The sequence below is a fragment of the Methylobacterium gnaphalii genome, from assembly GCF_007992215.1.
Classification (GTDB): domain Bacteria; phylum Pseudomonadota; class Alphaproteobacteria; order Rhizobiales; family Beijerinckiaceae; genus Methylobacterium; species Methylobacterium gnaphalii.
Genome location: NZ_BJZV01000006.1, coordinates 161,829 through 187,825 on the forward strand (window position 1 = coordinate 161,829; position 25,997 = coordinate 187,825).

The 25,997-nt window shown below is 68.2% G+C and carries 22 protein-coding genes; 14 read left to right on the forward strand and 8 right to left on the reverse strand.

The window, feature by feature from the left end:
• Positions 1-36: 36 nt before the first annotated feature.
• A complete protein-coding gene (locus MGN01_RS07650; RefSeq protein ID WP_147045987.1) occupies positions 37-1,707 on the reverse strand; it encodes an OpgD/OpgG family glucan biosynthesis protein in 1,671 nt (556 codons plus the stop codon).
• Between the two features lie 57 nt (positions 1,708-1,764).
• On the opposite strand from MGN01_RS07650, the gene mdoH reads away from it, so the two are divergent.
• Positions 1,765-3,654 (forward strand): glucans biosynthesis glucosyltransferase MdoH, encoded by a 1,890-nt coding sequence (gene mdoH / locus MGN01_RS07655; RefSeq protein ID WP_147045988.1) that lies wholly within the window; start codon positions 1,765-1,767, stop codon positions 3,652-3,654.
• 29 nt (positions 3,655-3,683) lie between these two features.
• Here mdoH and MGN01_RS07660 read toward each other — a convergent pair whose 3' ends face one another.
• Together MGN01_RS07660 and MGN01_RS07665 are read right to left on the reverse strand one after the other, a co-directional pair.
• Positions 3,684-4,130 carry a hypothetical protein gene (locus MGN01_RS07660; protein ID WP_147045989.1) on the reverse strand — a complete coding sequence of 149 codons (447 nt, stop codon included), beginning with the start codon at positions 4,128-4,130 and terminating at the stop codon, positions 3,684-3,686.
• Between the two features lie 62 nt (positions 4,131-4,192).
• Positions 4,193-5,386 (reverse strand): trans-sulfuration enzyme family protein, encoded by a 1,194-nt coding sequence (locus MGN01_RS07665; RefSeq protein WP_147045990.1) that lies wholly within the window; start codon positions 5,384-5,386, stop codon positions 4,193-4,195.
• A gap of 96 nt (positions 5,387-5,482) precedes the next feature.
• On the opposite strand from MGN01_RS07665, the gene MGN01_RS07670 reads away from it, so the two are divergent.
• The gene (locus tag MGN01_RS07670) at positions 5,483-6,001 is read left to right on the forward strand and encodes a TspO/MBR family protein (protein ID WP_147045991.1); all 519 of its coding nucleotides are present in this window, start codon (positions 5,483-5,485) and stop codon (positions 5,999-6,001) included.
• Positions 6,002-6,073: 72 nt separating this feature from the next.
• Here the strand turns inward: MGN01_RS07670 and MGN01_RS07675 are convergent, their stop codons facing one another.
• Complete coding sequence (locus MGN01_RS07675; RefSeq protein WP_147045992.1) at positions 6,074-6,880, reverse strand: phosphotransferase family protein; 807 nt, start codon at positions 6,878-6,880, stop codon at positions 6,074-6,076.
• A 190-nt stretch (positions 6,881-7,070) separates the two neighbouring features.
• Between MGN01_RS07675 and alaS the strand changes: the two genes are divergently transcribed.
• A complete protein-coding gene (alaS, locus tag MGN01_RS07680) occupies positions 7,071-9,761 on the forward strand; it encodes an alanine--tRNA ligase (RefSeq protein WP_147045993.1) in 2,691 nt (896 codons plus the stop codon).
• 59 nt (positions 9,762-9,820) lie between these two features.
• Here the strand turns inward: alaS and MGN01_RS07685 are convergent, their stop codons facing one another.
• Entirely contained in the window at positions 9,821-10,024 is a 204-nt protein-coding gene (locus MGN01_RS07685) for a hypothetical protein (protein WP_147045994.1), read from the reverse strand.
• A gap of 229 nt (positions 10,025-10,253) precedes the next feature.
• On the opposite strand from MGN01_RS07685, the gene MGN01_RS07690 reads away from it, so the two are divergent.
• Positions 10,254-11,669: a phosphatase PAP2 family protein gene (locus MGN01_RS07690; protein ID WP_147046056.1), complete on the forward strand. Its 1,416-nt coding sequence runs from the start codon at positions 10,254-10,256 to the stop codon at positions 11,667-11,669.
• Here MGN01_RS07690 and MGN01_RS07695 read toward each other — a convergent pair.
• Positions 11,666-12,373, reverse strand: coding sequence for a uracil-DNA glycosylase (locus tag MGN01_RS07695; protein ID WP_147045995.1), 708 nt, complete (start codon positions 12,371-12,373; stop codon positions 11,666-11,668). The genes MGN01_RS07690 and MGN01_RS07695 overlap by 4 nt on opposite strands.
• Positions 12,374-12,562: 189 nt before the next feature.
• Between MGN01_RS07695 and hemH the strand changes: the two genes are divergently transcribed.
• From hemH to MGN01_RS07745, 10 genes are all read left to right on the forward strand, one after another.
• Positions 12,563-13,642 (forward strand): ferrochelatase, encoded by a 1,080-nt coding sequence (gene hemH / locus MGN01_RS07700; protein WP_147045996.1) that lies wholly within the window; start codon positions 12,563-12,565, stop codon positions 13,640-13,642.
• Positions 13,643-13,994: 352 nt separating this feature from the next.
• On the forward strand, positions 13,995-14,564 hold the full coding sequence (locus MGN01_RS07705) for a F0F1 ATP synthase subunit delta (protein ID WP_147045997.1): 570 nt from the start codon (positions 13,995-13,997) through the stop codon (positions 14,562-14,564).
• 50 nt (positions 14,565-14,614) lie between these two features.
• Positions 14,615-16,144, forward strand: coding sequence for a F0F1 ATP synthase subunit alpha (gene atpA, locus MGN01_RS07710; RefSeq protein WP_147045998.1), 1,530 nt, complete (start codon positions 14,615-14,617; stop codon positions 16,142-16,144).
• Between the two features lie 98 nt (positions 16,145-16,242).
• Positions 16,243-17,136 carry a F0F1 ATP synthase subunit gamma gene (locus MGN01_RS07715; protein WP_147045999.1) on the forward strand — a complete coding sequence of 298 codons (894 nt, stop codon included), beginning with the start codon at positions 16,243-16,245 and terminating at the stop codon, positions 17,134-17,136.
• A 26-nt stretch (positions 17,137-17,162) separates the two neighbouring features.
• Positions 17,163-18,617 (forward strand): F0F1 ATP synthase subunit beta, encoded by a 1,455-nt coding sequence (gene atpD, locus MGN01_RS07720; RefSeq protein WP_147046000.1) that lies wholly within the window; start codon positions 17,163-17,165, stop codon positions 18,615-18,617.
• A gap of 115 nt (positions 18,618-18,732) precedes the next feature.
• The gene (locus MGN01_RS07725; RefSeq protein ID WP_147046001.1) at positions 18,733-19,134 is read left to right on the forward strand and encodes a F0F1 ATP synthase subunit epsilon; all 402 of its coding nucleotides are present in this window, start codon (positions 18,733-18,735) and stop codon (positions 19,132-19,134) included.
• A gap of 182 nt (positions 19,135-19,316) precedes the next feature.
• A complete protein-coding gene (locus MGN01_RS07730) occupies positions 19,317-19,697 on the forward strand; it encodes a cupin domain-containing protein (protein ID WP_238258110.1) in 381 nt (126 codons plus the stop codon).
• A 270-nt stretch (positions 19,698-19,967) separates the two neighbouring features.
• Positions 19,968-21,035: a recombinase RecA gene (recA, locus tag MGN01_RS07735; RefSeq protein ID WP_373319192.1), complete on the forward strand. Its 1,068-nt coding sequence runs from the start codon at positions 19,968-19,970 to the stop codon at positions 21,033-21,035.
• A gap of 112 nt (positions 21,036-21,147) precedes the next feature.
• A complete protein-coding gene (gene addA, locus MGN01_RS07740) occupies positions 21,148-24,597 on the forward strand; it encodes a double-strand break repair helicase AddA (RefSeq protein WP_147046004.1) in 3,450 nt (1,149 codons plus the stop codon).
• Between the two features lie 231 nt (positions 24,598-24,828).
• Positions 24,829-25,056: a hypothetical protein gene (locus MGN01_RS07745; protein ID WP_147046005.1), complete on the forward strand. Its 228-nt coding sequence runs from the start codon at positions 24,829-24,831 to the stop codon at positions 25,054-25,056.
• 55 nt (positions 25,057-25,111) lie between these two features.
• Here the strand turns inward: MGN01_RS07745 and MGN01_RS07750 are convergent, their stop codons facing one another.
• The gene (locus MGN01_RS07750) at positions 25,112-25,339 is read right to left on the reverse strand and encodes a hypothetical protein (protein ID WP_147046006.1); all 228 of its coding nucleotides are present in this window, start codon (positions 25,337-25,339) and stop codon (positions 25,112-25,114) included.
• Between the two features lie 223 nt (positions 25,340-25,562).
• Positions 25,563-25,931 (reverse strand): hypothetical protein, encoded by a 369-nt coding sequence (locus tag MGN01_RS07755; protein WP_147046007.1) that lies wholly within the window; start codon positions 25,929-25,931, stop codon positions 25,563-25,565.
• Between the last annotated feature and the right edge of the window lie 66 nt (positions 25,932-25,997).

Genomic DNA, 25,997 nt, shown 5'->3' on the forward strand with positions numbered 1-25,997 from the left:
CCGGATTCACCGGCGCATGTAAGCGCGCCGCCGCCTCTACGCCACCGCGTCCCAGGTCTCGGTGATCACCCGGCCGGCATGGGAGAGGCGCGCGCGCAGCACCACGTCGCCTGCGGGAAGCGGGTTCGGCGGGCGATACTCGGCATAGAGCCGCCAGCCGCCGGTCTGCGGCACCCGCTCCGTGAAGGGATCGACGAAGGCGCCCGCGCTTGCCGAGAGGGCGACGTCGACCTGTGCCCGCGGATCGCTCGGCAGGCCGTCGCCCTCGAAATCGATCACGTAGAGCCGGCGCTGCGGGCTCGGCGGATTGGTCGGGCGAAGGCGCTCGGCCGAGCCGATCCGGGTCGAGACCACGCGGGCCGGCGTACCGCCGAGCAGGGGAGTGGGCTCGGCCCCGACGGTCGTCAGGCCGTAGGCGAGCTCGATCGCCCGGCCCGGTGCGGGCTTGGCCGAGGGCACGAAGGCGGCCACGATGTTGTCAGTATATTCCTCGCTCGACGGGATCTCGAAGAGCTGCACCGCCCCGGACGCGAAGGCGCCATTGCCCGCCTCCGGCCTGACCCAGAGTCCGGGCCGGTCCTCGTGGCGGGCCTGGACATCGAGATAGTCGGAAAAGCGCCGGTTGCGCTGGAGCAGGCCGAACCCCTTGAGCGGGCTCGCCTCGAAGGCCGAGATCGCGGTGGACGGTCGCCCGTTGACCAGCGGCCGCCAGAGCCGGTCGCCCTCGGTCTCAACGGCGAGACCGTCGGAATCGTGCACCTGGGGGCGGAAATCGTCGAAGGGCTCGGCGCCGCGCGCGCCCGCACCGTTCTGCCCGTGCAGGAACATGCTGGTCAGGGGCGCGAGACCAAGCCGCGCGATCTCGCGGCGCGGATGCAGCGAGGCCGTGACGGCGATATGGGCGGTCTCGCCCGGCGTCACCACGAAGCGGTAGGCGCCGGCCAGGCTCGGCCCATCGAGCAGGGCCAGGACCGTGATGGTGGCCTCATCGCCGGAGGGTTCGAGGATGCGGAAGGCCGTGAAATCCGGGAATTCCTCGGAGCCCGGCCCGAAGGTGTTCACCGCCACGCCCCGCGCCGAGAGGCCGTAGGTCTGTCCGCGTCCGCGCAGCCGGAAATACGAGGCGCCGAGGAAGACCAGGAATTCTTCCTGCACGTCGGGCTTGGCGGCGTCGAAGCCGGTATTCAGGCGAAACCCGGCATAGCCGAGGGAGCGCGGGTAGCTGCGTCCCTGCAGGGCCGGGCCGAGGTCGAACAGGCTCGAATCGTAGTCGAGCCGCCGCGCCGTCCCGTCCGGCCCCTGCAGCACGACGTCGACGCGCTTCCTCTGCAGGAAGCCGCGATGGAAGGGCTGCAGCGAGAAACGCCGGCCGAGATGGATCGTCTTCTCGGGCCGGAAGGTGATGCGTTGGTAGGCGTCGTAGTCGAGGGCGGCGAGTTCCTGCGGCAGGTCCTCGGGGGCCGGGCGATACGGCTCGGCGGCGAGCGCCCTGGCCCGCTCGACGAAACCTTCATAGGTCGTCGGGGCATCGGGTGGGCCGGATGCGCGGGATTGCGCCATCGTTCTGGCACCATTCAGGTCGAACGCACTAGGCAGGAGCGTGCCCGCGGCCGAGGCGAGCGACGTCCGCAGCAAACCTCGCCGCGAGAAGCGAGCCTCCCGGGTCTCCTCCGCCTGGGTCGAAGCACTCTCGGGGCACTCGTGCATCCATCCTCCTGATCCGGGCGGGTGATCCCGGTTTCCCAACGAGCCCTCGCGACCCGCATGTCCACCTCACCTTTGTCGCACGACGTGTCCGGGGTCGAGAGACCGGCTCCCAACGGCGCCGCCGGGCCTTCGTTCCTGATCCGCCGGCTGATGCTCGCCGTGCCGACGCTCGCGACGACGGCGCTGATCGCCTGGGCGGCCTTGCGGGCCTTCGGCACGCCGGCGGGCGCGCTGGCCTGGAGCGTGCTCGTCCTGTTCGTGCTGGCCATGGCCTGGCAGGTCTTCACCGCCTGGCAGTACCTCTACGGCCTCGGCGCCGCGCTGATGGGCGACCGGGTGAAATCCGCCCTCGAGCGGCGCTCCGAGACAATCGAGCCGCGCGCCAGCGGCCTGTCGCGCACGGCCGCCGTGGTGGCGATCCATGCCGAGGACCCGATCGCGGTGTTCTCGGCGGTGCGCGTCATGGCCCGCTCGCTGCAGCGCCAGGGCGGCGACGGCTCCGACATCGACCTGTTCGTGCTGTCCGATACCCGCGAGGGCGCGATCAGCGCCGTCGAGGAGCACGAGTTCCAGCGGGCGCAGGCCTGGGCCCGGGCCGAGGGCCCAGGCATGCCGACGATCCGCTATCGCCGCCGCGAGAGCAATCTCGGGCGCAAGGCCGGCAACATCGTCGAGTTCTGCCGGACCTACGGCGACGAGTACGACTTCATGATCGTGCTCGATGCCGACAGCCTGATGACCGGCGCCACCATGCGCCGCCTCGTCCGTCTGATGGAGGAGAATGCGCGGGCCGGCCTGATCCAGACCGTGTCCTACGCCGCCGGCCGCGACACGCTCTTCGCCCGCATCCAGCAATTCGCCGTGCGCCTCTACGCGCCGCTCAGCTTGCGCTGCCTGGAGACCTGGCAGGGTCCGGACGGCTCCTATTGGGGCCACAACGCCATCCTGCGCATCGCCGCCTTCGCGCAGAACGCCGAATTACCGGTGCTGCCGGGCAAGGCGCCGCTCGGCGGCGAGATCCTCTGCCACGACATCGTCGAGGGCGCCCTGCTGCGCCGGGCCGGCTGGGACGTGCATCTCCTGCCGGAGATGGGCGGCACCTGGGAGGAGATGCCGACGAACCTCATCGACCTGCTCGGCCGCGACCGCCGCTGGTGCCAGGGCAACCTGCAGCACGGCCGCGTCGTGCCGATGAAGGGACTCGGTTGGGCCAGCCGCTGGCACATGATCGTCGGCATCCTGATGTATCTCGCCTATCCCGTCTGGGTCGCCTTCCTGGCACTCGGCACGGTGCAGGCGATGAAGAGCGGCGAGCTCGGCCTCCTCGGCTACGGGCTGACCGGCGGCAACCCGGCCGCCCATGCCCTCGCCGCCCTGGTCTTCACGGTGATGGCGCTGCCGAAGCTGCTCAGCCTCGGCTACGTGCTTGCCTCGGCGCAGCGTCGCGCCGCCTTCGGGGGCACCGCCTCGCTGCTCAAGAGCGCCGCGCTGGAACAGGTCACCTGGGTGCTGCTCTGGCCGGTAATGGCGCTCTTCGCCTCGGGGGCCGTGCTCACGACACTGGCCGGTCGCGTGGTGCGCTGGGATTCCCAGGCCCGCGACGACCGCCATGTGCCCTGGCGCGAGGCCTGCCGGCTGCAGGCTGACGCGATCGTCGTCGGCCTCGCGCTGACGGCCCTGCTGATCTACGCCGCCGATCCGTGGCTCGCCCTCTGGATGGCGCCGGTCGCCCTCGCGCTGGTCTCGAGCCCCGCCCAGAGCGTGCTCACCAGCAGCACCGGCCTCGGCCTCTTTTCCAGGGCGCTCGGCCTGTTCCTCACCGAGGACGATACCGCACAGGCCCGTGAGCTCGCCGAACTTCACCACGGCCGCCTGCCGGCGCCGCCGACCGGGGCACCGGCCAACGACGCGGTCTGGCTCCCTGCCGTGGACGCCTCCTCCCGCTGATCCGAACGGCTCCGGCTGGCGCGGCGCCTTTAAGGCTTCCGCTCGAGCACATCGATCGGATTCGTGCGCTGCCGGGCGGAGGGCTCGGCGGTCAGCGTACTGCTCTCCTTGCGAGCGGGCGCGGCCGGCCTCGGCGATCCGTCGCCGGTCTGGGCCGGAACCGTGCCGGTGGCGAGTTCGAGACAGGTGACCGTCTCGACATAGGAGGGCGATCCGCCTGCCGTCGCCTGTTTCGAGCATTGTGCCTTGGCGGCGGTGCTGAACTCGCCCCAGCGGCGCTTCAGCTCGTCATGCGCCGCACGCTCCGAGCGCAGGCAACCGTCCTGACTGTCCTTCTCGCTCGGGCCGAGCTGCGCGCTGCCCGACGACCGACAGGTCTCGCGCACGTCGAATTCCGGCGGCCCCTCGGCCATCGCGTGGCCGGCGAGCAGGGTCAGGCCGAGAGCGGCGCAGAGATGGGGGATGGGATGTCGCATCGTATCGGCTCCGGTCTGTCCGACCCGACAACGCGCAAGAACGCAAAACGATACGCCCGGCTTCACCTGTCTCCGGCATGGGCGGCCCGCAGGGCCTGATCGAGATCGCCGAACAGGTCGTCGGGATCCTCGATGCCGGTGGAGAGCCGCAGCAGGTCCGGCGGGCAGGGCGTGTCCGGTCCTTCCACCGAGGCCCGGTGCTCGATGAGGCTCTCGACGCCGCCCAGCGACGTGGCGCGCTTCCAGAGCCTCACGGCTGCCGCGGTGGCGATCGCGGCGGTTTCCCCACCCGAGACCCGGATCGAGAGCATGAAGCCGAAACCGTTCCGCATCTGGCGCGCCGCCACCTCATGACCCGGATGCGCGGACAGGCCTGGATAGAGCACCGTGCTCACATGCGGATGCTGGCCCAGGCGCTCCGCCAGGGCAGCGGCTCCGGCGGCCTGAGCTGCCGCGCGCAAGGGAAAAGTGCGCAGCGAGCGCATCAGCAGATAGGCCTCGAACGGTCCGAGGATCGCACCCCAGCCGGCCCGGATCGCGGTGATCCGCGCCCAGGTGGCGTCGGCGTCCGCGCAGGCCAGCACGCCCGCGATCACGTCCGAGTGACCGTTGAGGATCTTGGTGGCCGAATGCATCACGATATCGGCCCCGAGCGCCAGGGGCTGAGTGTGGAACGGCGAGGCCGCGGTCGAATCGACGGCGAGCCGGGCACCGGCCGCGTGGGCGATGTCGGCGAGCGCCCTGATATCGGCGATCGTCCAGAGGGGATTGCCGGGCGTCTCGATCCAGACGAGCCGTGTCTCGCCGGGCCGGATCGCTGCCCGAACGTTTTCCGGCGTTTCCGTATCGACGAAATCGACGGAAATCCGCAGCCGCGGCCCCTCCTGCTGCAGCCAGCGCCGCAGGCCCCAGTACATCACCCGCGGCGCGATGACGTGATCGCCCGGCTCCAACGCGCAGAACACGGCCGCCGCCGCCGCCATGCCCGATCCGAACAGGAGCGCGCCGGCCGCGTCCTCCAGCATTGCGAGCACGCTCTCGGCCTCGCGCACCGTTGCGTTGTCAGCGCGGCCGTAGGAGAAGCCCGAACTGTAGGCGTTGTCCGGGTCGCGTAGGAACGTGGTCGAGACGTGCAGCGGCGGCACCACGGCCCGCGTCACCGGATCGATCTGCCCCATTGCCTGCGCGGCGAGCGTCCGCTTGGCGTAACCCGATGCGCCTGCATCCAGATCGGGACTCGGCGAGTTGGCAGGCATGATCTCTCTCCCGCTGCATATCCACGACGCCACCGTGCCTTGGGCGAAGCCGCCCGGCCGCGCAACGGTTGCGATCCTCGAAAGCGGATTCCCGGCATGAGCGGGCGCATTGCCGTCCCCGGGCGCGCCGTACTGCCGCCCATCCCGCGCATCGCCGCCGCGATCCTGCCGGTGGTGCTCGCCGCGGCGACCGGGTCCCTTTCCACCAGCCCGAACATCGAGGGCTGGTACGACACCCTCCGGAAGCCCGCCTTCAACCCGCCCAACTGGGTGTTTCCGATCACCTGGACGATCCTCTACACGATGATCGCAGCCTCCCTCTGGCGCCTGCTCGGTGCACGCCCCGTGGCGGGGCCGACCGGGCGCGCCTGGTGGCTGGCGCTTGCCGCCTTCTTCACCCAGCTCGCGCTCAACGCTGCCTGGTCCCCGGTCTTCTTCGCCGCCCATGCCCTCGGGGCCGGGCTCGTCGTGGCCCTCGCCATGCTGGTGATGGTGCTCTGGACCATCCGCCTGTCCTGGCGCTTCGACCGCGCGGCCGCGCTTCTGCTCGTGCCCTATGCCGGTTGGGTCGCCTTCGCGAGCCTGCTCAACGGCGTGATCTGGCAGATGAACTGAGGGCTCCGGACGTCACACGGACCTGCAGGGCCCGGTGCCCCCTGACATAGGAACCGATGCGGGTTCCGGCGCTCACGCGGCCTTCATCAGCCGGTCGACGACGCCCAGGATCTGCGCGTCCTTGTCGGTGCGCCGGGCACAGAGCCGGGCCACCATCAAGGGCAGGTGCCAGGCCCTGATCTCGGCACGGCCGAGCCCGCTGGCGCTGCGGTAGCAGCGTACGTACCAATCCGCTGCAAGACCGCGCAGCCTGTCGGCCTTTCCTCTTCGGCCGGTCGGCAGTCGCCCGTAGCGGATCATCAGCTCGGTGCGGGCGACGTCGGCGGCGGGACAGCCGGCACCGGCTTTCTGCCAGTCGATCAGGGCGAGGCCATTCGGCGTGCACAGCACGTTGCCGGGATGAATATCGTTGTGACAGAGCGCGTTGCCCCCCGGTAGCCGGTCGAGTGCGGCGAGCGCCGCCTCGCAGATCGCCTCCGGCACGCGAGCCCCCTGGATATCGTAACGGACGCGCTCGCGCTGGCTGGGCAGGCCATCCGCATTCTGAGCATGCATTGCGTGCTGGATCAGCGCGAGCCGGCGCAGGGCCACCATCATCCCGAGGGGATTCTTCGCGTAATGGCGCAGCATGGTCCGGCCCTGCAGGCGCTCGAACAGAATGCCGGTCCGTCCGTTTCGCTTCAGCAGCGCGATCGGCCGCGCCGCAGGCAAGCCGCGCTCATGGGCGAGGGCGGTTGCCCGGAATTCGTTCTCGATGGCGGCGGGTTCGGACGGCTCGCGGTAGAGTTTGAGCACCCGGTCCGCGCCGTGCAGGAACACCTCGGAGCTGAGGCCCGAGCCGATGAGCGCCGAGGCGGCAGGGTCTTCGTCAGCAAGCATTCGGCGCGATTTCGCCCTCTGGTCCGGTCCGCGGCCTAGACACCGACACCGTTGGCGGCAAGCCGTGCGGACGATACACCACCCGTGACTCGCGCTCACTGCCTCCTTATGAGGGCGCGAGCATGGCCGGGGCGTGACGCGCCTTCGGCCGATCCGGCACGCCTGTCCAGACCCCCGAGCGATTCCCACGATGAGCGGCGTCAACGAGATTCGGTCGACCTTCCTCGACTACTTCGCGAAGGCCGGCCACACGGTCGTGCCCTCGTCTTCGCTCGTGCCGAAGAACGATCCGACGTTGATGTTCACGAATGCCGGCATGGTGCAGTTCAAGAACGTCTTCACCGGTGTCGAGAAGCGCCCCTACGTGACGGCGACCTCCTCGCAGAAATGCGTGCGCGCCGGCGGCAAGCACAACGACCTCGACAATGTCGGCTACACCGCGCGTCACCACACCTTCTTCGAGATGCTCGGCAACTTCTCCTTCGGAGACTACTTCAAGGAGCAGGCGATCACCCTTGCCTGGGGCCTGATCACCAAGGAACTCGGCCTGAAGCCCGACCGGCTTCTGGTCACGGTCTATGCCGATGACGACGAGGCGGCCGGTCTCTGGCGCAAGATCGCCGGCTTCGGCGACGACAAGATCATCCGCATCGGCACCTCCGACAACTTCTGGCAGATGGGCGATACCGGCCCCTGCGGCCCCTGCTCGGAGATCTTCATCGACCAGGGTCCCGCCCTGCAGGGTGGACCGCCCGGCTCCCCGGACGAGGACGGAGACCGGTTCCTGGAATTCTGGAACCTCGTCTTCATGCAGTACGAGCAGCTGCGCCCGGGCGAGCGCAATCCGCTGCCGCGGCCCTCGATCGATACCGGCATGGGCCTGGAGCGCATCGCCGCGATCCTGCAGGGCGTCCACTCGAACTACGACACGGATCTCTTCCGCGCTTTGATCGATGCGGTGGCGCATGTGCTGTCGCGGGGACCCGACGCCTCCAACGTCGCCTCTTACCGGGTGATCGCCGACCATCTGCGGTCGGTCTCGTTTCTCATCGCCGACGGCGTGCTGCCCTCCAACGAGGGCCGCGGCTACGTGCTGCGCCGGATCATGCGCCGTGCCATGCGCCACCTCGAACTGCTCGGCGCCCGCGAGCCGGTGATGTTCCGCCTCGTGCCGACCCTGGTGCGCGAGATGGGCCAGGCCTTCCCCGAACTGGTGCGCGCCGAGGCCTTGATCTCCGAGACCTTGCGCCTCGAGGAGACGCGCTTCCGCAAGACCCTGGAGCGCGGCCTCGCCATCCTCGACACCGAGAGCCGCGGCCTGACCAAGGGCCAGAACCTCTCCGGCGAGACTGCCTTCACGCTCTACGACACCTACGGCTTCCCCCTCGACCTGACGCAGGACGCGTTGAAGGCGCGCGGCATCGGCGTCGACACGGGGGCTTTCGACATGGCGATGACCCGCCAGAAGCAGGCGGCGCGTGCCGCCTGGAAGGGCTCGGGCGAGGCCGCCACCGAGACGGTGTGGTTCGATATCCGCGAGCGCAACGGCGCCAGCGAGTTCCTGGGCTACGAGGCCGAGGAGACCGAGGCCGTCGCCACCGCCCTGCTGCGCGAGGGCGCCGAGGTCGAGACGCTGAAGGCCAGTGAGAGCGGGCTCGCGCTGTTCAATCAGACCCCGTTCTACGCCGAGTCGGGCGGTCAGGTCGGCGATACCGGGACCATCACCGGACCGGGCCTCACGGCGCGGGTGACGGCAACCGAGAAGAAGCTCGGCGACCTGTTCGTGCATCACGTCACGGTCGAGCAGGGTGCGCTGACCACCGGCGCGACGGTGGTGCTCACGGTCGATCACGCTCGCCGCTCGGCGATCCGCGCCAACCACTCCGCGACCCACCTGTTGCACGAGGCCCTGCGCCAGGTCCTCGGCGACCACGTCGCCCAGAAGGGTTCGCTCGTCGCGCCCGAGCGCCTGCGCTTCGACATCAGCCACCCGAAGCCGATCGAGCCGGAGGAGCTGCGCAAGGTCGAGGAGATCGCCAACGCGGTGCTCCTGCAGAACCAGCCGGTGGTCACCCGGCTCATGGCCGTGGACGAGGCGATCGAATCCGGTGCCCGCGCGCTGTTCGGCGAGAAATACGGCGACGAGGTCCGCGTCGTCTCCATGGGCAAGCCGGTGGATGACGAGGGCACGGTTGTCGAGAAGGGCCGGCTCACCGATTTCTCGATCGAACTCTGCGGCGGCACCCATGTCGTGCGAACCGGCGATATCGGCCAGATCACCGTGCTCGGCGAGAGCGCGGTGGGGGCCGGCGTGCGCCGCATCGAGGCGATGACCGGCCACGGCGCCCGCCGCCACCGCGCCGAGGAGAGCCGCACGCTCAGTCACCTTGCCGGGCTGCTCAAGGCGCCGGTCGGCGACGTGCCTGAGCGTCTTGCCGCGCTGATCGAGGATCGCCGCCGACTGGAGCGCGAACTCACCGATACCCGGAAAAAGCTCGCGATGAGCGGTGGCTCCGCTCAGGCGGGCGGAGGCGACGATGGCACGCGCGAGGTGGCCGGCGTGAAGCTGATGGCCCGCGTGGTCGAGGGCGTCGAGATGCGCGACCTCAAGAGTCTCGCCGACGAGGGCAAGACCCGCCTCGGCTCAGGCATCGTCGCCATCGTCGGCGTCGCGCCCGACGGCAAGGCCGGCCTCGTGGTCGGCGTCACCGAGGACCTCACCGAGCGCTACGATGCGGTCGGCCTCGTGCGGGCCGGTGCCGGGCATCTCGGCGGCAAGGGTGGCGGTGGCCGCCGCGACATGGCCCAGGCCGGCGGCCCGAACGGAGCCGGCGCCAGTGCGGCGCTGGAGGCGATCGTCGAGGCGCTGAACGCCGCCTAGGGCAGGCTTGCGAAAAACCGGGAACGGTTTCTCGTTCAAGGCCTGACCTCATTCATGATCTATCCTCGGCGGGCGCCCTCTGATGGCGCCTGACCGGAACGGCCGCCGAAGCTCTCGATGCGGCCGTACATCCGGAAGACGCGGGCTTGTTCGTGTTGGACCTCGTCCGAGACGAAACCGTCCCGGCGCAGAGGCGGCCGATGGGCGCGCTCCTCCGCTGCCAGGGCGGCTTCGGTCTCACGTCTCAGTGCGTTTCGATTCATCGCCTACCTCGAATTGGGCAATCCCTTCGAGCTAGCCAACGCGTGAGCGCCCGATTGGATCAATCGTCGCCCTGGGCGACTGCGATGGTTCAAGCGTGAGCCGGGGACGTTGCTGATGCGCAGGCTTCGAATCTCGGCCGTGCTGTCATATCCCTTTCACCGCACCGGGCGAGAGGAGGGCGAACCATCGCCCGCCTGATACGGCCGGCATGAGGGACGGGTGACGATCATGCGCCATTGCAGGGCAACGGGCTTCGCAATCCTATGTGTGCTGGCCCCGCTGCCGGCCCTGGCGCAGACGGCGACGAACATCACGGCGTTGAAGGGTCTCGCGCCGGTGAGCACGCTGCTGAAGACCGGGGAGGGCGAGGCAGCGCTGAAGGCGAACCAGGACGTCACCACCGGAATCCAGGTCGGCACCCTGAAGCAGCCGATCCTTCTGCCCTTCGCCGAGCAGCAGCAGCTTGCGCTACGCGACGCCTTCATCACCGACGGCAACGCCACCGAACTCGCCGACGGCCTCGGCAGCAGTCTCGCCGCCGTCTATCAGGCCAGGGCGCGCTACGAGAGCCACAAGGATTTCTCGAGCGTCTCCAAGGCCGTCGCCGACCTGATCGGCTACACCAACAACGTGACGAAGTCGGATTCGAATTCCGGCAAGTACTTCTTCGCCAACGCCACCAAGAACGGCAAGGATGCCGTCTCGCCGGAAGCCGCTGCGATCTACAGCGCCAATGGCGGCACCGCCGACATCTTCGGCAAGGCCTATGGCCGCCCCGCGGGTAGCACCGGGGCCGACGCCTTCGGCAATTCGCGTCCGTTCCAGACCGATCCGATGCTCGTCGCCTACCGGGGCAACGACTATTTCGGAAAGGCCTCGCACACGATCGACTGGCTGCGCGGGCCAAGCCAGAACCTGACCGACAGCCCCTCTTATCCGAGCGGCCACACCACCTACGGCTATACCGAGTCGCTGCTCCTCGCGATCCTGGTGCCGGAGCGCTACCAGCAGATGGTCACGCGCGCCGCCGAATACGGCAACAACCGCATCGTCATCGGCGCGCACTACGCCATGGACGTGCTCGGCGGCCGCGCCACCGCGACCCATGCCCTGGCGCATCTGCTCGCCAACGATCCGGCCTATGTCGGCCAGCGCCGCAAGAACCCGGCCGTGATCAACGCCATGGGCCAGACCGAGGGCGAGCCGGTCGTCATCACCGACTATCCGGCTGCTCTGAAAGCGGCGAAGGCCGATCTGACCGCCTTCCTCACCGCGGGCTGCGGTGGCCCCATCACCGATTGCGCCGCCAAGGACGAGGGCCGCTTCAAGGACGCGGCCGCCAACCAGGCCTTCTACGACGCGACCCAGACCTACGGCCTGCCGGTGGTCCACAAGGATGCGGCTGGGCGCGCGGTGGATGTGGCCAAGGCTGCTCCCGAAGCCGGCTATCTTCTGACTGCCGCCTTCCCGTCCCTCTCCCTCGACGAGGCCAACGCGATCCTCACCGAGACGCTCGGACCGGGCGGCGGCTTCCTCGACGATGGCTCGGCCTTCGGCCTCTACTCGCGGCTGAACCTCTACGCAGCCGGCGGCCGGGCCGCGGCCCTGGCCGCTTCGAAAGGGTCGGCGGCCTCGACCCGCTAATCGAGCCGCCAGGCGATCGGCGCGAGCCCTCGCTCCGCCAGCCAAGCATTCGCCTTGGTGAAGGGCCGCGAGCCCGGGAAATCCCGGGCGCGGTTGAGCGGGGATGGGTGGCCTGAGGCGAAGACACCGTGCCGGCGCGTGTCGATCAGCCCTTCACGGGCACGCGCCTGCGCCCCCCAGAGCAGGAAGACCGCCGGATCCTGCCGCGCCGAGACCGCGGCCACGGCTTCGTCGGCAAGACGCGACCAGCCGAGCCGCAGATGCGCGCCGGCCTTGCCGGCTTCCACCGTGAGCGCCGTGTTGAGCAGCAGCACGCCCTGTTCCGCCCAGGGCGTCAGATCTCCGGACCGGAAGACCGGCTTCTCGCCCTGCGACGCCTCGACGACCTCGGCAAGGATGATCTTGAGCGAGACCGGCAGACGGCGCGGCCCGACATAGGAGAAGGCCAGCCCATTGGCGTCCCCCGGCGTCGGGTACGGGTCCTGCCCGAGGATCACGGCCTTCACCCGGTCGAGCGGCGTCAGGCTCAAGGCCCTGAAGATGTTTTCGGGTGCGGGCAGCACCCGCGCGCCGTTCGCTACGCAGGCATCGACCTGTCGCGCCACCGCTTCCGCGCCGCCGTCGGAGAAGAAGGGCAGCGCGAGCCAGGGCGAGCCGCTCTCGCGAAAGGCCTGGAGCGCGTCGGCAACGGGGGTGTCGGTCATGCAGCCTTGGGCCTCTTGAGGGAGTGACGGGGCGGGGCGGCATGCCGCGCTGGTCTCGGCGACGGTTTCGCGCCATGTCTCGTGGGCGGATGCTTGGCTTGGCGCGAGGCCTGGCTGTCTATAACCGGCCCAGGGTGCCTCGCGTCGACCTTCACCGTCCGGGGGCCGGAAATCGTGACCGGAAGCCTGATGAACGAGCGTGTCGAGCCAACAAGCCTGCAGCCGAGCGGCCCGGTCACCGTACCGGTCGGGCCGGCCGTCATGCCGCCGGACCATCCGGTGACGAAGACCGGACGCGTCGGCGTGCTGCTGATGAATCTCGGCACGCCCGAGGCCACGAGCTACTGGCCGATGCGCCGCTACCTCAAGGAGTTCCTGTCCGACCGCCGTGTGATCGAGGTGCCGCGCCTGATCTGGTGGCCGCTCCTGAACCTGATCATCCTCTCGAAGCGCCCCGGTCCCAAGGGCCGCGACTACGACAGCATCTGGAACAAGGAGCTGAACGAGGGGCCGCTCAAGACGATCACCCGCGGCCAGTCCGAGAAGCTGCAGGCAGCCATGGGCGACAGCGTGCTCGTCGACTGGGCGATGCGCTACGGCAAGCCCGAGGTCTCGGTGCGCATCCAGGCCCTGCTCGATCAGGGCTGCGACCGCATCCTGTTGGTGCCGCTCTATCCGCAATACGCGGCCGCGACGTCGGCGACGGCCTGCGACCAGGCCTTCAAGGCGCTGATGCAGATGCGCTGGCAGCCGACGGTGCGGGTCTCGCCGCCCTATCACGACGACCCCGTCTATATCGATGCCATCGCCGATTCGATTCGCGAGGGCCTCGCTGGGCTCGATTTCGAGCCGGAGGTGATCCTCACCTCGTTCCACGGCGTGCCCAAGAGCTATCTGCTCAAGGGCGACCCCTACCATTGCCAATGCCTGAAGACCGGCCGGCTGATCCGCGAGCGCCTGGGCTACTCGGCCGAGCGGATGCGGGTGACCTTCCAGTCGCGATTCGGCAACGAAGAGTGGCTCAAGCCCTATACCGACGAGACGGTGATCGCCCTGGCCAAGTCCGGCGTGAAACGCATGGCGATCATCGCGCCCGGCTTCACGGCCGACTGCCTGGAGACGCTGGAAGAGCTCGACGGCGAGAACCGCCATTACTTCGAGGAGAATGGCGGCGAGCACTACGCCTTCATCCCATGCCTCAATGATTCCAGCCTCGGCATGCGGGTGATCGAGCATGTGGTGAGGCGGGAATTGCAGGGCTGGATCTGAGCACGTGTCCTTGCGCGGTGAAGCCAAGGCAATCCGGAGCAACGCCCGCCAGCGTTGATGAGCTGGCCCTGAATTGCTTCGCCGCGCTCGCAAGAATGGCGGACGCGACCGATCCGGAGCCTTGCTAAACCCTTGCCAAGATTCCTTCGCCGGCGTTCGGAATCGGCCGAACCGTCGCCTTGCGCAGGCCCGCAGTGCCATGCTACGGCCACCGCGCGCCGAAGGGGGGGTGTCGTCACCCGCCCGGACTGACGGCGCATCCCCTTTCTTCCACGGTTCGCCGAGCCGCCGCCTTCATGACGGTGAGCGAGGTCGGGAAGAGCCGACGGGCACGAAGCAAAGAGAGCGACGGGTGGCGCAGAACGGTTCCGAAGGTGCCCTGGTCTCCGGTGTGGCAGGCCGCTACGCCCTCGCGCTGTTCGAGCTGGCGCGCGACGAGCGACAGGTCGACGATGTCTCGCAGAACCTGGACCGGTTCGAGTCTCTTTTCAACGAAAGCGACGATCTGCGTCGCCTCGTGAAGAGCCCGGCCTACTCCGCCGAGCAGCAGGAGGCCGCGATCGACGCGATCCTGTCCAAGGCCGGGATCGCTGGGCTTGCCGCCAACTTCATCAAGCTCGCCGCCTCGAATCGCCGGCTCTTCGCCCTCCCGGACATGATCCGCGGCTACCGCGAGAAGGTCCGTGAGTCGAAGGGCATCGTGCACGCCGAGGTCCGCGTTGCCGAGAAGCCGTCCGACGCGCTGATCAAGGACATCGAGCAGACCCTGCGCGAAGTCGCCGGCTCCGAGATCCAGCTCGACCTCAAGGTCGATCCGAGCCTGATCGGTGGCCTCGTGGTCAAGATCGGCTCGCGCATGGTCGACGCCTCGCTGCGTACCAAGCTCAACGGAATCCGCCTCGCCATGCACGCCGCCCACTAGGGCGCGGCAAGCGGCTCACTGAATACGCGACAGTCAAAGAAGGCCCGACGATGGACATCCGCCCCGCCGAGATCTCCGCGATCCTCAAAGAGCAGATCAAGAATTTCGGCGAAGCCGCCGAAGTCACCGAGGTCGGGCAGGTGCTCGCCGTCGGTGACGGTATCGCCCGCATCTACGGGCTCGACCAGGTCCAGGCCGGCGAACTCGTCGAGTTCGAGTCCGGCGCGAAGGGCATGGCCCTGAACCTCGAGCAGGACAATGTCGGCGTCGTGATCTTCGGCTCCGACCGCGAGATCAAGGAAGGCCAGACCGTCAAGCGCACCGGCGCCATCGTGGACGTGCCGGTCGGCAAGGGTCTGCTCGGCCGCGTGGTCGACGGCCTCGGCAACCCGATCGACGGCAAGGGCCCGATCCAGTCGACCGAGCGTCGCCGCGTCGACGTGAAGGCCCCGGGCATCATTCCGCGCAAGTCCGTGCACGAGCCGATGGCCACCGGCCTCAAGGCCGTCGACGCCCTGATCCCGATCGGTCGCGGCCAGCGCGAGCTGATCATCGGTGACCGCCAGACCGGCAAGACGGCGATCGCGCTCGACACGATCCTCAACCAGAAGCCGCTCAACCAGGGCACCGACGAGAGCCAGAAGCTCTACTGCGTCTACGTGGCCATCGGTCAGAAGCGCTCCACCGTGGCCCAGTTCGTGAAGGTCCTCGAGGACCAGGGCGCGTTGGAATACTCCATCGTCATCGCCGCCACCGCCTCGGACCCGGCCCCGATGCAGTTCATCGCGCCGTTCTCGGGCTGCGCCATGGGCGAGTACTTCCGCGACAACGGCATGCATGCCGTGATCGTGTACGACGATCTCTCCAAGCAGGCCGTGGCCTACCGCCAGATGTCGCTGCTGCTGCGCCGTCCGCCGGGCCGCGAGGCTTATCCGGGCGACGTGTTCTACCTCCACAGCCGCCTGCTCGAGCGCGCCGCCAAGATGGGTGACGCGGCCGGCAAGGGCTCGCTCACCGCTCTGCCGGTCATCGAGACCCAGGCGAACGACGTCTCGGCCTACATCCCGACCAACGTGATCTCGATCACCGACGGCCAGATCTTCCTCGAGACCGACCTGTTCTACCAGGGCATCCGCCCGGCGGTGAACGTCGGCCTCTCGGTGTCGCGTGTGGGCTCCTCGGCCCAGACCAAGGCGATGAAAAAGGTCGCCGGCAAGATCAAGGGCGAGCTCGCCCAGTACCGCGAGATGGCCGCCTTCGCGCAGTTCGGCTCGGACCTCGACGCCACCACGCAGAAGCTCCTGAACCGCGGCTCGCGCCTCACCGAACTCCTGAAGCAGCCGCAATTCTCGCCGCTGAAGATGGAAGAGCAGGTCGCCGTGATCTATGCCGGCGTGAACGGCTATCTCGACACCCTGCCGGTCGCCAAGGTTCGCGCCTTCGAGGACAAGCTCCTCGAGACCCTGCGCTCCAAGCACCAGGACCTGCTCAACGCGATCCGCGACTCGAAGGACCTGTCGGACGACAGCGCCGGCAAGCTGAAGAGCGTCGTCGAGGGCATCTCCAAGTCGTTCGCCTGAGGCGACTGCAAGGGGTGACCACCTGCATCCGGGACGGCGCGGCCGCTCCCGGATCACTGGTGGGAAAACGGAAACGGCGAGACCTGGAAGCCTGATCGATGCCGAGTTTGAAGGATCTGCGGAATCGCATCACTTCGGTGAAGTCGACGCAGAAGATCACCAAGGCCATGCAGATGGTGGCCGCCGCCAAGCTGCGGCGCGCCCAGAACGCTGCCGAGGCCGGCCGGCCTTATGCCGACAAGATGGCGGCGACGCTCGGCAACCTCGCCGGCAACCTGGTGGGCGGCGTCGGCGCTCCGAAGCTGCTCTCGGGTAGTGGCGCGGACAAGACGCACCTGCTCGTGGTCTGCACGGCCGATCGCGGCCTCTGCGGCGCCTTCAACTCCTCGATTGCACGCCTTGCCGCCAAGCATGCCCGCGAGCTTCAGGGCCAGGGCAAGACGGTAAAGATCTTCACTGTCGGCAAGAAGGGCTACGACCTGCTCCGCCGGCAGTTCCGCTCTGAGATCATCGAGAACATCGACATCCGCGGCACGCGTCCTGTCGACTACGATTTCGCCTCCGAGATCGCCGAGAAGATCATCGCCCGCTTCGACGCCGGTGAGTTCGACGTCGCGACGCTGTTCTACTCCGCCTTCCGGTCGGTGATCTCGCAGATCCCGACGGCGCAGCAGCTGATCCCGGCCGAGCTGCCCTCCGCCGAGGGCGAGAATAGCGCCACCGGCGCCGCGTCCAATGCGGCCATGGAGTTCGAGCCGAGCGAGGAGGCGATCCTCACCACGCTCCTGCCGAAGAACCTCGCCGTGCAGGTCTACAAGGCGCTCCTCGAGAACGCCGCCTCCGAGCAGGGCGCCCGCATGAGCGCCATGGACTCCGCGACCCGCAACGCGGGCGAGATGATCAAGAAGCAGACGCAGATCTACAACCGGACGCGTCAGGCCATGATCACCAAGGAACTCATCGAGATCATTTCGGGCGCCGAGGCGCTCTGACACACCCATTCTGAAGGACAGGCATCATGGCGAATACCTCGGCTCCCACCAACGCCAAGGGCAAGATCACCCAGGTCATCGGCCCCGTGGTCGACGTTCAGTTCGAAGGTCACCTGCCGGAGATCCTGAACGCGCTGGAGACCAAGAACCAGGGCAGCCGCCTGGTGCTCGAAGTCGCCCAGCAACTCGGTGAGAACACCGTGCGCTGCGTGGCCATGGACACCTCGGAAGGCCTCGTCCGCGGCCAGGAGGTCGAGGATACCGGCGCGCCGATCAAGGTGCCGGTCGGCCACAACACGCTCGGCCGCATCATGAACGTCATCGGCGAGCCGATCGACGAGGCCGGCCCGATCGAGACCCAGACCTTCCGCGCGATCCACCAGCCGGCTCCGGAATACACCGACCAGTCGACCGAGTCGCAGATCCTGGTGACCGGCATCAAGGTCGTCGACCTGCTCGCCCCCTACGCCAAGGGCGGTAAGATCGGCCTGTTCGGCGGCGCCGGCGTCGGCAAGACCGTGCTGATCATGGAGCTGATCAACAACATCGCGAAGGTGCACTCGGGCTACTCGGTCTTCGCCGGCGTCGGCGAGCGCACCCGCGAGGGCAACGATCTCTACCACGAGATGATCGAGTCCAAGGTCAACAAGGACCCGAAGGAGAACAACGGCTCGGCCGAGGGCTCCAAGTGCGCCCTGGTCTACGGCCAGATGAACGAGTCCCCCGGCGCCCGCTCGCGCGTCGCTCTGACCGGCCTCACGGTGGCCGAGCAGTTCCGCGACGAGGGCCAGGACGTGCTCTTCTTCGTCGACAACATCTTCCGCTTCACGCAGGCGGGCTCCGAGGTGTCGGCGCTTCTCGGCCGCATCCCCTCCGCCGTGGGCTACCAGCCGACGCTGGCTACCGATATGGGCGCCCTGCAGGAGCGCATCACCACCACCACCAAGGGCTCGATCACCTCGGTGCAGGCCATCTACGTGCCGGCCGACGACTTGACCGACCCGGCGCCCGCCACCTCCTTCGCCCACTTGGACGCCACCACCACGCTGTCCCGCTCGATCGCCGAGAAGGGCATCTACCCGGCGGTGGACCCGCTCGACTCCACCTCGCGCATGCTCTCCCCCGCCATCCTCGGCGAGGAGCATTACGAGGTCGCTCGTAAGGTTCAGCAGACCCTGCAGCGCTACAAGGCACTCCAGGACATCATCGCGATCCTGGGCATGGACGAGCTTTCCGAGGAGGATAAGCTGACCGTTGCCCGCGCGCGCAAGATCGAGCGCTTCTTCTCGCAGCCCTTCTCGGTCGCCGAGGTGTTCACCGGCTCGCCGGGCATCCAGGTGCCGCTGGAAGACACCATCAAGGGCTTCAAGGGCCTGGTGAACGGCGAGTACGACGACCTCCCGGAGGCCGCCTTCTACATGGTCGGCACCATCGAGGACGCCAAGGAGAAGGCAAAGAAGCTCGCCAAGGACGCCGCGTAAGCAGCCTCCCCCCTAGGGAGGGCGAGGACGGGGCGTTGCCGCGTCCGGACTGACAGTATCCTTCCTCCTCCCCGCGTCAGGGGAGGAGCGTCGTGCATGCGGAACCTGAGATCCGATGGCCACCTTCCACTTCGATTTCGTCGGACCCGAGCGGACCCTCTATTCCGGCGAGGTCCAGGCCGTTCAGCTCCCCGGCACCGAGGGCGAGATGACCGTGCTGCCGAAGCACGCGCCCGTCCTGACCACGCTGAAGGTCGGCGTGATCACCGTCACCGAGACGTCGGGCAGCGGCAAGCGCATCTACGTCCAGGGCGGCTTCGCCGATATCGGCCCTGACTCGGTCATTGTCCTCGCCGAGCGCGCTGCGCCGATCGAGGAAGTGAATCCGGCCATGCTCGACAAGGAGATCGAGCAGACCGAACTCGACCGGGATGCCACCACCGACCTCGCCAAGCGCGAGCAACTGAATGCTCACATCGTGCAGCTTCAGGAAGCCAAGAAAGTCCTGGACTTCTAAGGCCAGTCCGCAGGGCTCAGGCCCGCCTTGATACGCGAGGATGTCCCTCTGGCGATTACGCCGGGGGTTGTATGCAGAATACCTCGACTTTCCCCGTAGGCCGGGGCTGAGTGGACCATGCCGGCCGCAGAGCCGCGCGACCAAGAATACGATCCTTGGAGGTCCCGTTGCCCCGACGCCCCTTGCTCTTGCCCACCCTCGCTCTCGGTGCCGCTCTCATCGCTGGTGCTGCCTCTGCCCAAGAGGTGAAGCGCACCGATCTCGGCCGCTCTCCCCTCTCCGGTGACGAGAGCAAGGAAATCGTGGTTCAGCTCGTCGAGATTCCGCCGGGCGCTACGTCCCGCCGCCACTTCCATAACGGGCAGGAAGCCTTCTACGTGCTCGAGGGTGGCAAGGTACAGGCTCCCGGCAAGGATCCGATCGACCGGGCGGCGGGCGAGCATGGCATCAACCAGCGCGAAGTGCCGCATGCCGGCTACACCAATGTCGGCGACAAGCCGCTGAGGATCCTCTCCGTCTACATCGTGGACAAGGACAAGCCGCTGCAGGTGCCGGTTCCCTAGGCCTTCTCACGACTGACGCCGTCATTCGGGGGCTCACCACAGGAAAGAGCCAGAAATCCGCGACCGAAAGCGATGCCGGACGAGTATCGCGGAGGATCCCCGTTTCCGCTTCCACGGTCCTGGAATGACGGCGTGGCAATGTCTACCGGTCGACATCCCCCTTGCGTGATGAGAACAAAAAGAGTACAAAATCTCCAGCCGGCGCTGCATTGAGAACGCCGCCCTCCCCATGCATAAGGATGCCGACCGATGGCTCAGGCCGCGCTCAAGATGGTGGATTCTTCGACGATGGCGATGGACAAGGACAAGTCGAAGGCGATCGACGCCGCCCTGTCCCAAATCGAGCGTGCCTTCGGCAAAGGCTCGATCATGCGGCTTGGCAAGAATGACAAGGTGCAGGAGGTCGAGACCGTCTCCACCGGGTCGCTCGGCCTCGACATTGCGCTCGGCGTCGGTGGCCTGCCGCGTGGCCGCGTCATCGAGATCTACGGGCCGGAATCCTCGGGCAAGACCACGCTGGCGCTTCACACCATCGCCGAAGCCCAGAAGAAGGGCGGCGTCTGCGCCTTCGTCGATGCCGAGCACGCCCTCGATCCGGTCTATGCGCGCAAGCTCGGCGTCAACCTCGACGACCTGCTGATCTCGCAGCCCGATACCGGCGAGCAGGCTCTCGAGATCACCGACACGCTGGTGCGTTCCGGCGCGATCGACATCCTCGTGGTAGACTCCGTCGCGGCGCTGACGCCGCGCGCCGAGATCGAAGGTGAGATGGGCGACAGCCAGCCGGGCCTCCAGGCCCGCCTGATGAGCCAGGCCCTGCGCAAGCTCACCGGCTCTATCTCGCGCTCGAACTGCATGGTGATCTTCATCAACCAGATCCGCATGAAGATCGGCGTCATGTACGGATCGCCTGAGACCACGACCGGCGGCAACGCGCTGAAGTTCTACGCCTCCGTGCGCCTCGACATCCGCCGCATCTCGACCCTGAAGGATCGCGACGAGGCCATCGGCAATCAGGTCCGCGTCAAGGTCGTCAAGAACAAGGTCGCGCCGCCCTTCAAGCAGGTCGAGTTCGACATCATGTTCGGCGAGGGTGTGTCGAAGGTCGGCGAGTTGATCGATCTCGGCGTGAAGGCCGGCATCGTCGAGAAGTCGGGCGCGTGGTTCTCCTACGACAGCCAGCGTCTCGGCCAGGGCCGCGAGAACGCCAAGGGCTTCCTGCGCGACAACCCGGAGATCGCCAACAAGATCGAAGCCTCGATCCGCCAGAATTCCGGCCTCGTCGCCGAACGGATCCTGGAAAACGCCAAGCCGGGCGAGGATGACCTCGACGACTGACGAGGCGATTCACCCGAACGATGAAGCCCTGCTCCGCGCCCCGGATCAGGGCTTTTTCATGCTATCTGTCGGGACGTGTCATCAGTCGTTGGCAGCGTGACAGGGGAGCCTCGTGAGCGGCCGTTTCATTGTCGATCCGCTCACCTTGGAAGCGCAGCGCCGGGCAGCCGATCCGCGCGCTTCGGCCTGGGTCTCGGCCAATGCCGGCGCCGGCAAGACCAAGGTGCTCACCGACCGGGTCCTGCGCCTGCTGCTCGACGGCTCACCGCCGGGGCGCGTTCTCTGTCTCACCTTCACCAAGGCAGCGGCCGCCAATATGTCGATCCGCGTGTTCCAGCGGCTCGGCCGCTGGGTGACGCTCGACGACGAAACCTTGTCAGCCGAGCTGTTCGACCTGTCCGGCCGCAAGGCCTCGCGCCGGGAACTCAGCCGGGCGCGCCGGCTCTTCGCCCGTGCCGTCGAAACGCCTGGGGGCCTCAAGATCGAGACGCTACACGCGCTCTGTGAGCGCCTGCTACACATGTTCCCCTTCGAGGCGAACGTGCCTGCCCGCTTCCAGGTGCTCGACGAGGACCAGACCCGCAACGCCTTCGCCGCACAGACCGACAGCGTGCTGGCCGATGCCATTCTCGGCCACCGGCCCGACCTGCGCATGGCGTTCGACGTCGTCGGTCCGGAGGCGAGTGGCGACGCCCTGCGCGATGCGCTCCGCCTGGCGATGCGCCGGCGCGCCTTCTTCGCCGATCCCGGGCATGCCCTGAAGAAGGGCCTCGCCGGTCTCGCCAAGAGCCTCGGCCTCGCGGAGGGCGAGACGGCCGACGCCATCGAGGAGCGGATCCTGACCGGCGGCTTGCTCGGCGACGACACCATCGTCGCGGGCCTGCGCACCGGAAAGGTCACCGACGAGCGGCTGGCCGACGGCCTCGTGGCGGCGGCGCGCGCCAGTGTCCGGGCAGAGGCGCTGGACGCCTACCGCGCGATCTTCTTCACCGACGAGGACAAACCGCGAAAGGGCCTCGGCACCAAAGGCGTGCCGGAGGCCGTGCGCGAGCGCCTCATCGACGAGCAGGCGCGCCTCGTCCCGCTCTTCGACACGCTGCGAGCCGCGAGGGCCCATGCCCGCACCAGCGCACTCTTCCTGCTCGCGGCCGAGATCCATCGACGGGTCGAGACCGAGAAAGGTCGGCTCGGCGCCCTCGATTTCGACGACCTGATCCACAAGACCCTCGACCTGCTGCGCCGGGTCGAGGTGTCCTGGGTGCTGTACAAGCTCGACCGCGGCATCGATCACGTCCTCGTCGACGAGGCGCAGGACACGAACCCCGAGCAATGGGAGATCCTGCGCCGTATCACGGAGGAATTCGCGTCGGGCGACGGCGCGCGCGAGACCCTGCGCACGCGCTTCGCCGTGGGCGATCCGAAGCAGTCGATCTACAGCTTCCAGGGTGCCGAGCCACGAGAGTTCGAGGAGACTCGGCGCGACTGGCGCAAGGCCGCCGGCGATGCCGGCCTCGCCTTCGAGGATGTCGAGCTGCGGCTCTCCTTCCGCTCCACCGCCGGCGTGCTGCGGGCGGTCGACGCGGTCTTTGCCCTGCCGGAGCATTTTCAGGGCCTCTCCTTCGCCGACACGGCGGTCGGCACGGTTCACGGCTCGGCGCGTGGCCCCGCGCCCGGAGCCGTCGAACTTTGGCCGATCGCCGAGCCGGCCGAGGAGCCCGATGCCGATGCCTGGGCCGCCCCCGTCGACTCGCCTGAGCCCAACGCACCCCCGATCCTCGTCGCCCGCCGCGTCGCGCGCGCGGTACGCGACTGGACGACCACGGGCGATGCCTGCGGCCGGGTCTGGCGGCCGGGCGATGTGCTGATCCTGGTGCGCAAGCGCTCGGCGGCTTTCGAGGAAGTCATTCGCGCCCTCAAGGCGCTCAACGTCCCGGTCGCGGGTCAGGACCGCCTGGAGGTCGCCGGCCATATCGCCGTGCTCGATCTTGTCGCCGCCGGCCGCGCCGGACTGCTGCCGGCCGACGACTTGACGCTCGCCACCGCTCTCAAGACGCCGCTGGTCGGGCTCACGGATGACGACCTCGTGCGCATCGCCAGCCGCCGCTCCGAGGCGGAAACCCTGGAGGACGCACTCACTCGCCACGCGGAGGCCGGAGACCCGGCCGCCCAACGCGGGCATGCCATGCTCAGGGTCTGGATCGCTCTGGCGGCCGAGCAGGGGCCTTTCGGTTTCTACGCCGCGCTGCTCGGGCCGCTCGGTGGGCGCAAGGCTCTGGTGGCCCGGCTCGGCGGCGAGGCGGGCGATGCCATCGACGTGTTTCTCGCAGCCGCCCAGGCCTTCGAGGGCGGCGGCGACGCGCCGAGCCTTGGCACCTTCCTTTCCCGCTACGTGGCGCGGCCCGGCCGCGGCGAATCGAGCCACACCGTCAAGCGCGACATGGAATCGGGGCGCGACGAGATCCGCGTCATGACGGTGCACGGCGCCAAGGGCCTGGAGGCGCCGGTGGTGGTGCTGATCGACGGCTGCGAGCCGCTCGGCCGCAACGACCCAGCTCTGCTGCCGCTGGCCACCGCAGCGGTCCCACCGGTCTGGATCGCCGGCCGCGTCCAGGATTGTGCGGCGACGACCGAGGCACGCGCCACCCTGCATGCCCGTGCACGCGAGGAGCACAACCGCCTGCTCTACGTGGCCATGACCCGCGCGGCCGATCACCTGGTCATCGCGCCCTATCGCGGCGCAACCCTCGAAACGCCCGCCTCGTGGTGTGAGATGGTGCGGATCGGCCTGGAGCGCGGCCTCGGGCCGGGCGAGTCTCTGGAGACCGCACACGGCCCCATCACCCTCTGGCGCGATGCCGTCGCCAGTATCGCTCTCTCAGAGGAAGCGCCGGCGGCGCCTGGAGCCGCGGCCGCGCTTCCGGACTGGCTGCATCGTCCGGCAGAACCGGAGAGCCAACCCGCGCCGCCGGTCAGCCCGTCGGGTGCCCTTGCTGCGGCCGATGGCCGACGTGATCCCGGCCGTCGCGAGGCGGCGGCCGAGGCGCGGCGGCGGGGCAAGCTGATCCACTCGCTGATGGAGCACCTGCCGCGGCTCGCAGCCGATAAGCGGGAGGAAGCCGCGACCCGCTTCGTCGCGGCACGGGCTCCGGCAATGCCGGCACCGAAGCGCGAGGCCCTGGTCACGGCCTGCCTGCGCCTGTTCGACGAGCCGGATCTCGCTCCGCTCTTCGCACCCGAGGCGAAGGCGGAGGTGACGCTCTCCGGCAGCGTCATCCTCCAGGGCCGGGAGCGGCGGGTCTTCGGCCGGGTCGACCGCCTCACCCTGGACGGCGATCGGGTACTGGTCTGCGACTTCAAGACGGGGCGGCCACCGGCCGAGACCGGACCGCTGCCGGAAGCCGAGACGGCACAGATCGCCCTCTACGCGGTCCTGCTGGAGCAGATCTATCCGGGGCGCCAGATCGTGCCGATGCTGGTCTGGACTGCGGGACCGGTGCTTCGCCGACTCGACCGGGTGGATATCGACACGGCCCTCGCGACGATCGGCTTCGAGGCGGCCTAAACGACCGAGACCGTACAAAAGCTCAAATTTTTTGGTTTCGCCGCTAGCCCGCCAAACCATTGATCGGGGGAGGTTTTGCCTGCGCGGAATGCCGAGCCGGCCAATTCAGTTTACGGCCAAGCTGTGGCGCTGGAGCCTCGTTCGCGATAAAACTGTCGGGCTTGGCGAGTCGGCGCGCAGACCCTCCAGGCGCCCACTGACGACGTTCGTTGCAAGCCAAGGGGGTGCCCATTGACCACGCAGAACATCACCGTGACGGCACGTGAGCGCGATACGCTACTGGCGGCTCTGCGCTACTACCAGTTCTACCGGATGCAGGGCCATCCGTTCGATCCGCAGCAGGACCATCTGATCGACATCATCGCCCAATCCGCGGGTGATCCCCTCGACTTGGCCGAGATCGACGACCTCTGTGCCGGCCTCAACGGCAACAAGCACGCGCTCGGCATCGCCGCCTGAAGCTGGCCAATTGTGGGGCGGCACGCGCCGCCCCCGCGACCTTTTCTTCCAAAGCTCAGTAACGCGCAAAGAGCGGCAGCGCAGAGGATGTCGGCATTCCAGCCACCCCTTGGACGGTCACCGCGCTGACGGGACCGTCGCCCCCCGCCTGGGCGAGACGCTGCACGAACATCTTCTGTGAGCCGGGAAGCGGGCGCTGTACCGCCTTGACGATCGACGGTGCCACCAGCGCATAGGCCGCCATGAGTGCGCCGGCCGCGCAGATTGTCATGACGTCGCGCATGATGCCCCATCCCCTCGGTCTGGTCTCGAGCGAAGCCTTGGTGGCTTCCCTGCGGAGGGTCATACGCGCGGCTGCTTTACCCGAATCTTGCGTCGAAGGCCGCAGATCATGGTGACCTGCCGTCAGGGTTAAGAGGCTCTTCTCTCCTCACGGGCCAGGCCTGAAACGTTCCGGAGAGCTGCAGAGCGTCCGAAAGGGCGCTCCGCATACCGACCGGTCGCCTTCAGTGGGCGCCGTCGAGATTCGTCTTCGCGCGGCCGACCGCGTCCATGCAGCCCTTCTCGTCGCCCTTGCCCTGGGCGGTGCGCGCCTCATCGAGCGCGATCTTGGCGGCCTGCGCCTTGTCGGCGCCCTTGCCGGCATCGGTGGATTTCTCGGGCGGCACGGCTGACGCTTCGCCCGATGCACCGGTCTTGCCCTGACCACCCCGTGCGGCTGCTTCATGCTGACCGGCCGAGTTGGCAGAGATCGCCTGCTTGCTCTGCTCTTGCACCTTGCCGGAGAGCGCATCGATCTCGTTCAAGCAGGGTGAGGCCGTGGCCGGTGCTGCGAGAGCGATCAGCAGGGTGGCAAGGCACACGGTACGCGTCATCAAACGTTCCTTTGCAGCAGATGGTCGACCTCGGCCGTCATTGCTTCGCTCGCAATGACGGGAGAC

Excerpts from the sequence above, each read along its gene's own strand:
- MGN01_RS07650 (WP_147045987.1), bottom strand. The coding sequence starts at position 1,707 with ATGCACGAGTGCCCCGAGAGTGCTTCGACCCAGGCGGAGGAGACCCGG.
- mdoH (WP_147045988.1), top strand. The coding sequence starts at position 1,765 with ATGTCCACCTCACCTTTGTCGCACGACGTGTCCGGGGTCGAGAGACCG.
- MGN01_RS07660 (WP_147045989.1), bottom strand. The coding sequence starts at position 4,130 with ATGCGACATCCCATCCCCCATCTCTGCGCCGCTCTCGGCCTGACCCTG.
- MGN01_RS07665 (WP_147045990.1), bottom strand. The coding sequence starts at position 5,386 with ATGCCTGCCAACTCGCCGAGTCCCGATCTGGATGCAGGCGCATCGGGT.
- MGN01_RS07670 (WP_147045991.1), top strand. The coding sequence starts at position 5,483 with ATGAGCGGGCGCATTGCCGTCCCCGGGCGCGCCGTACTGCCGCCCATC.
- MGN01_RS07675 (WP_147045992.1), bottom strand. The coding sequence starts at position 6,880 with ATGCTTGCTGACGAAGACCCTGCCGCCTCGGCGCTCATCGGCTCGGGC.
- alaS (WP_147045993.1), top strand. The coding sequence starts at position 7,071 with ATGAGCGGCGTCAACGAGATTCGGTCGACCTTCCTCGACTACTTCGCG.
- MGN01_RS07685 (WP_147045994.1), bottom strand. The coding sequence starts at position 10,024 with ATGAATCGAAACGCACTGAGACGTGAGACCGAAGCCGCCCTGGCAGCG.
- MGN01_RS07690 (WP_147046056.1), top strand. The coding sequence starts at position 10,254 with ATGCGCCATTGCAGGGCAACGGGCTTCGCAATCCTATGTGTGCTGGCC.
- MGN01_RS07695 (WP_147045995.1), bottom strand. The coding sequence starts at position 12,373 with ATGACCGACACCCCCGTTGCCGACGCGCTCCAGGCCTTTCGCGAGAGC.
- hemH (WP_147045996.1), top strand. The coding sequence starts at position 12,563 with ATGAACGAGCGTGTCGAGCCAACAAGCCTGCAGCCGAGCGGCCCGGTC.
- atpA (WP_147045998.1), top strand. The coding sequence starts at position 14,615 with ATGGACATCCGCCCCGCCGAGATCTCCGCGATCCTCAAAGAGCAGATC.
- MGN01_RS07715 (WP_147045999.1), top strand. The coding sequence starts at position 16,243 with ATGCCGAGTTTGAAGGATCTGCGGAATCGCATCACTTCGGTGAAGTCG.
- atpD (WP_147046000.1), top strand. The coding sequence starts at position 17,163 with ATGGCGAATACCTCGGCTCCCACCAACGCCAAGGGCAAGATCACCCAG.
- MGN01_RS07725 (WP_147046001.1), top strand. The coding sequence starts at position 18,733 with ATGGCCACCTTCCACTTCGATTTCGTCGGACCCGAGCGGACCCTCTAT.
- recA (WP_373319192.1), top strand. The coding sequence starts at position 19,968 with ATGGTGGATTCTTCGACGATGGCGATGGACAAGGACAAGTCGAAGGCG.
- MGN01_RS07750 (WP_147046006.1), bottom strand. The coding sequence starts at position 25,339 with ATGCGCGACGTCATGACAATCTGCGCGGCCGGCGCACTCATGGCGGCC.
- MGN01_RS07755 (WP_147046007.1), bottom strand. The coding sequence starts at position 25,931 with ATGACGCGTACCGTGTGCCTTGCCACCCTGCTGATCGCTCTCGCAGCA.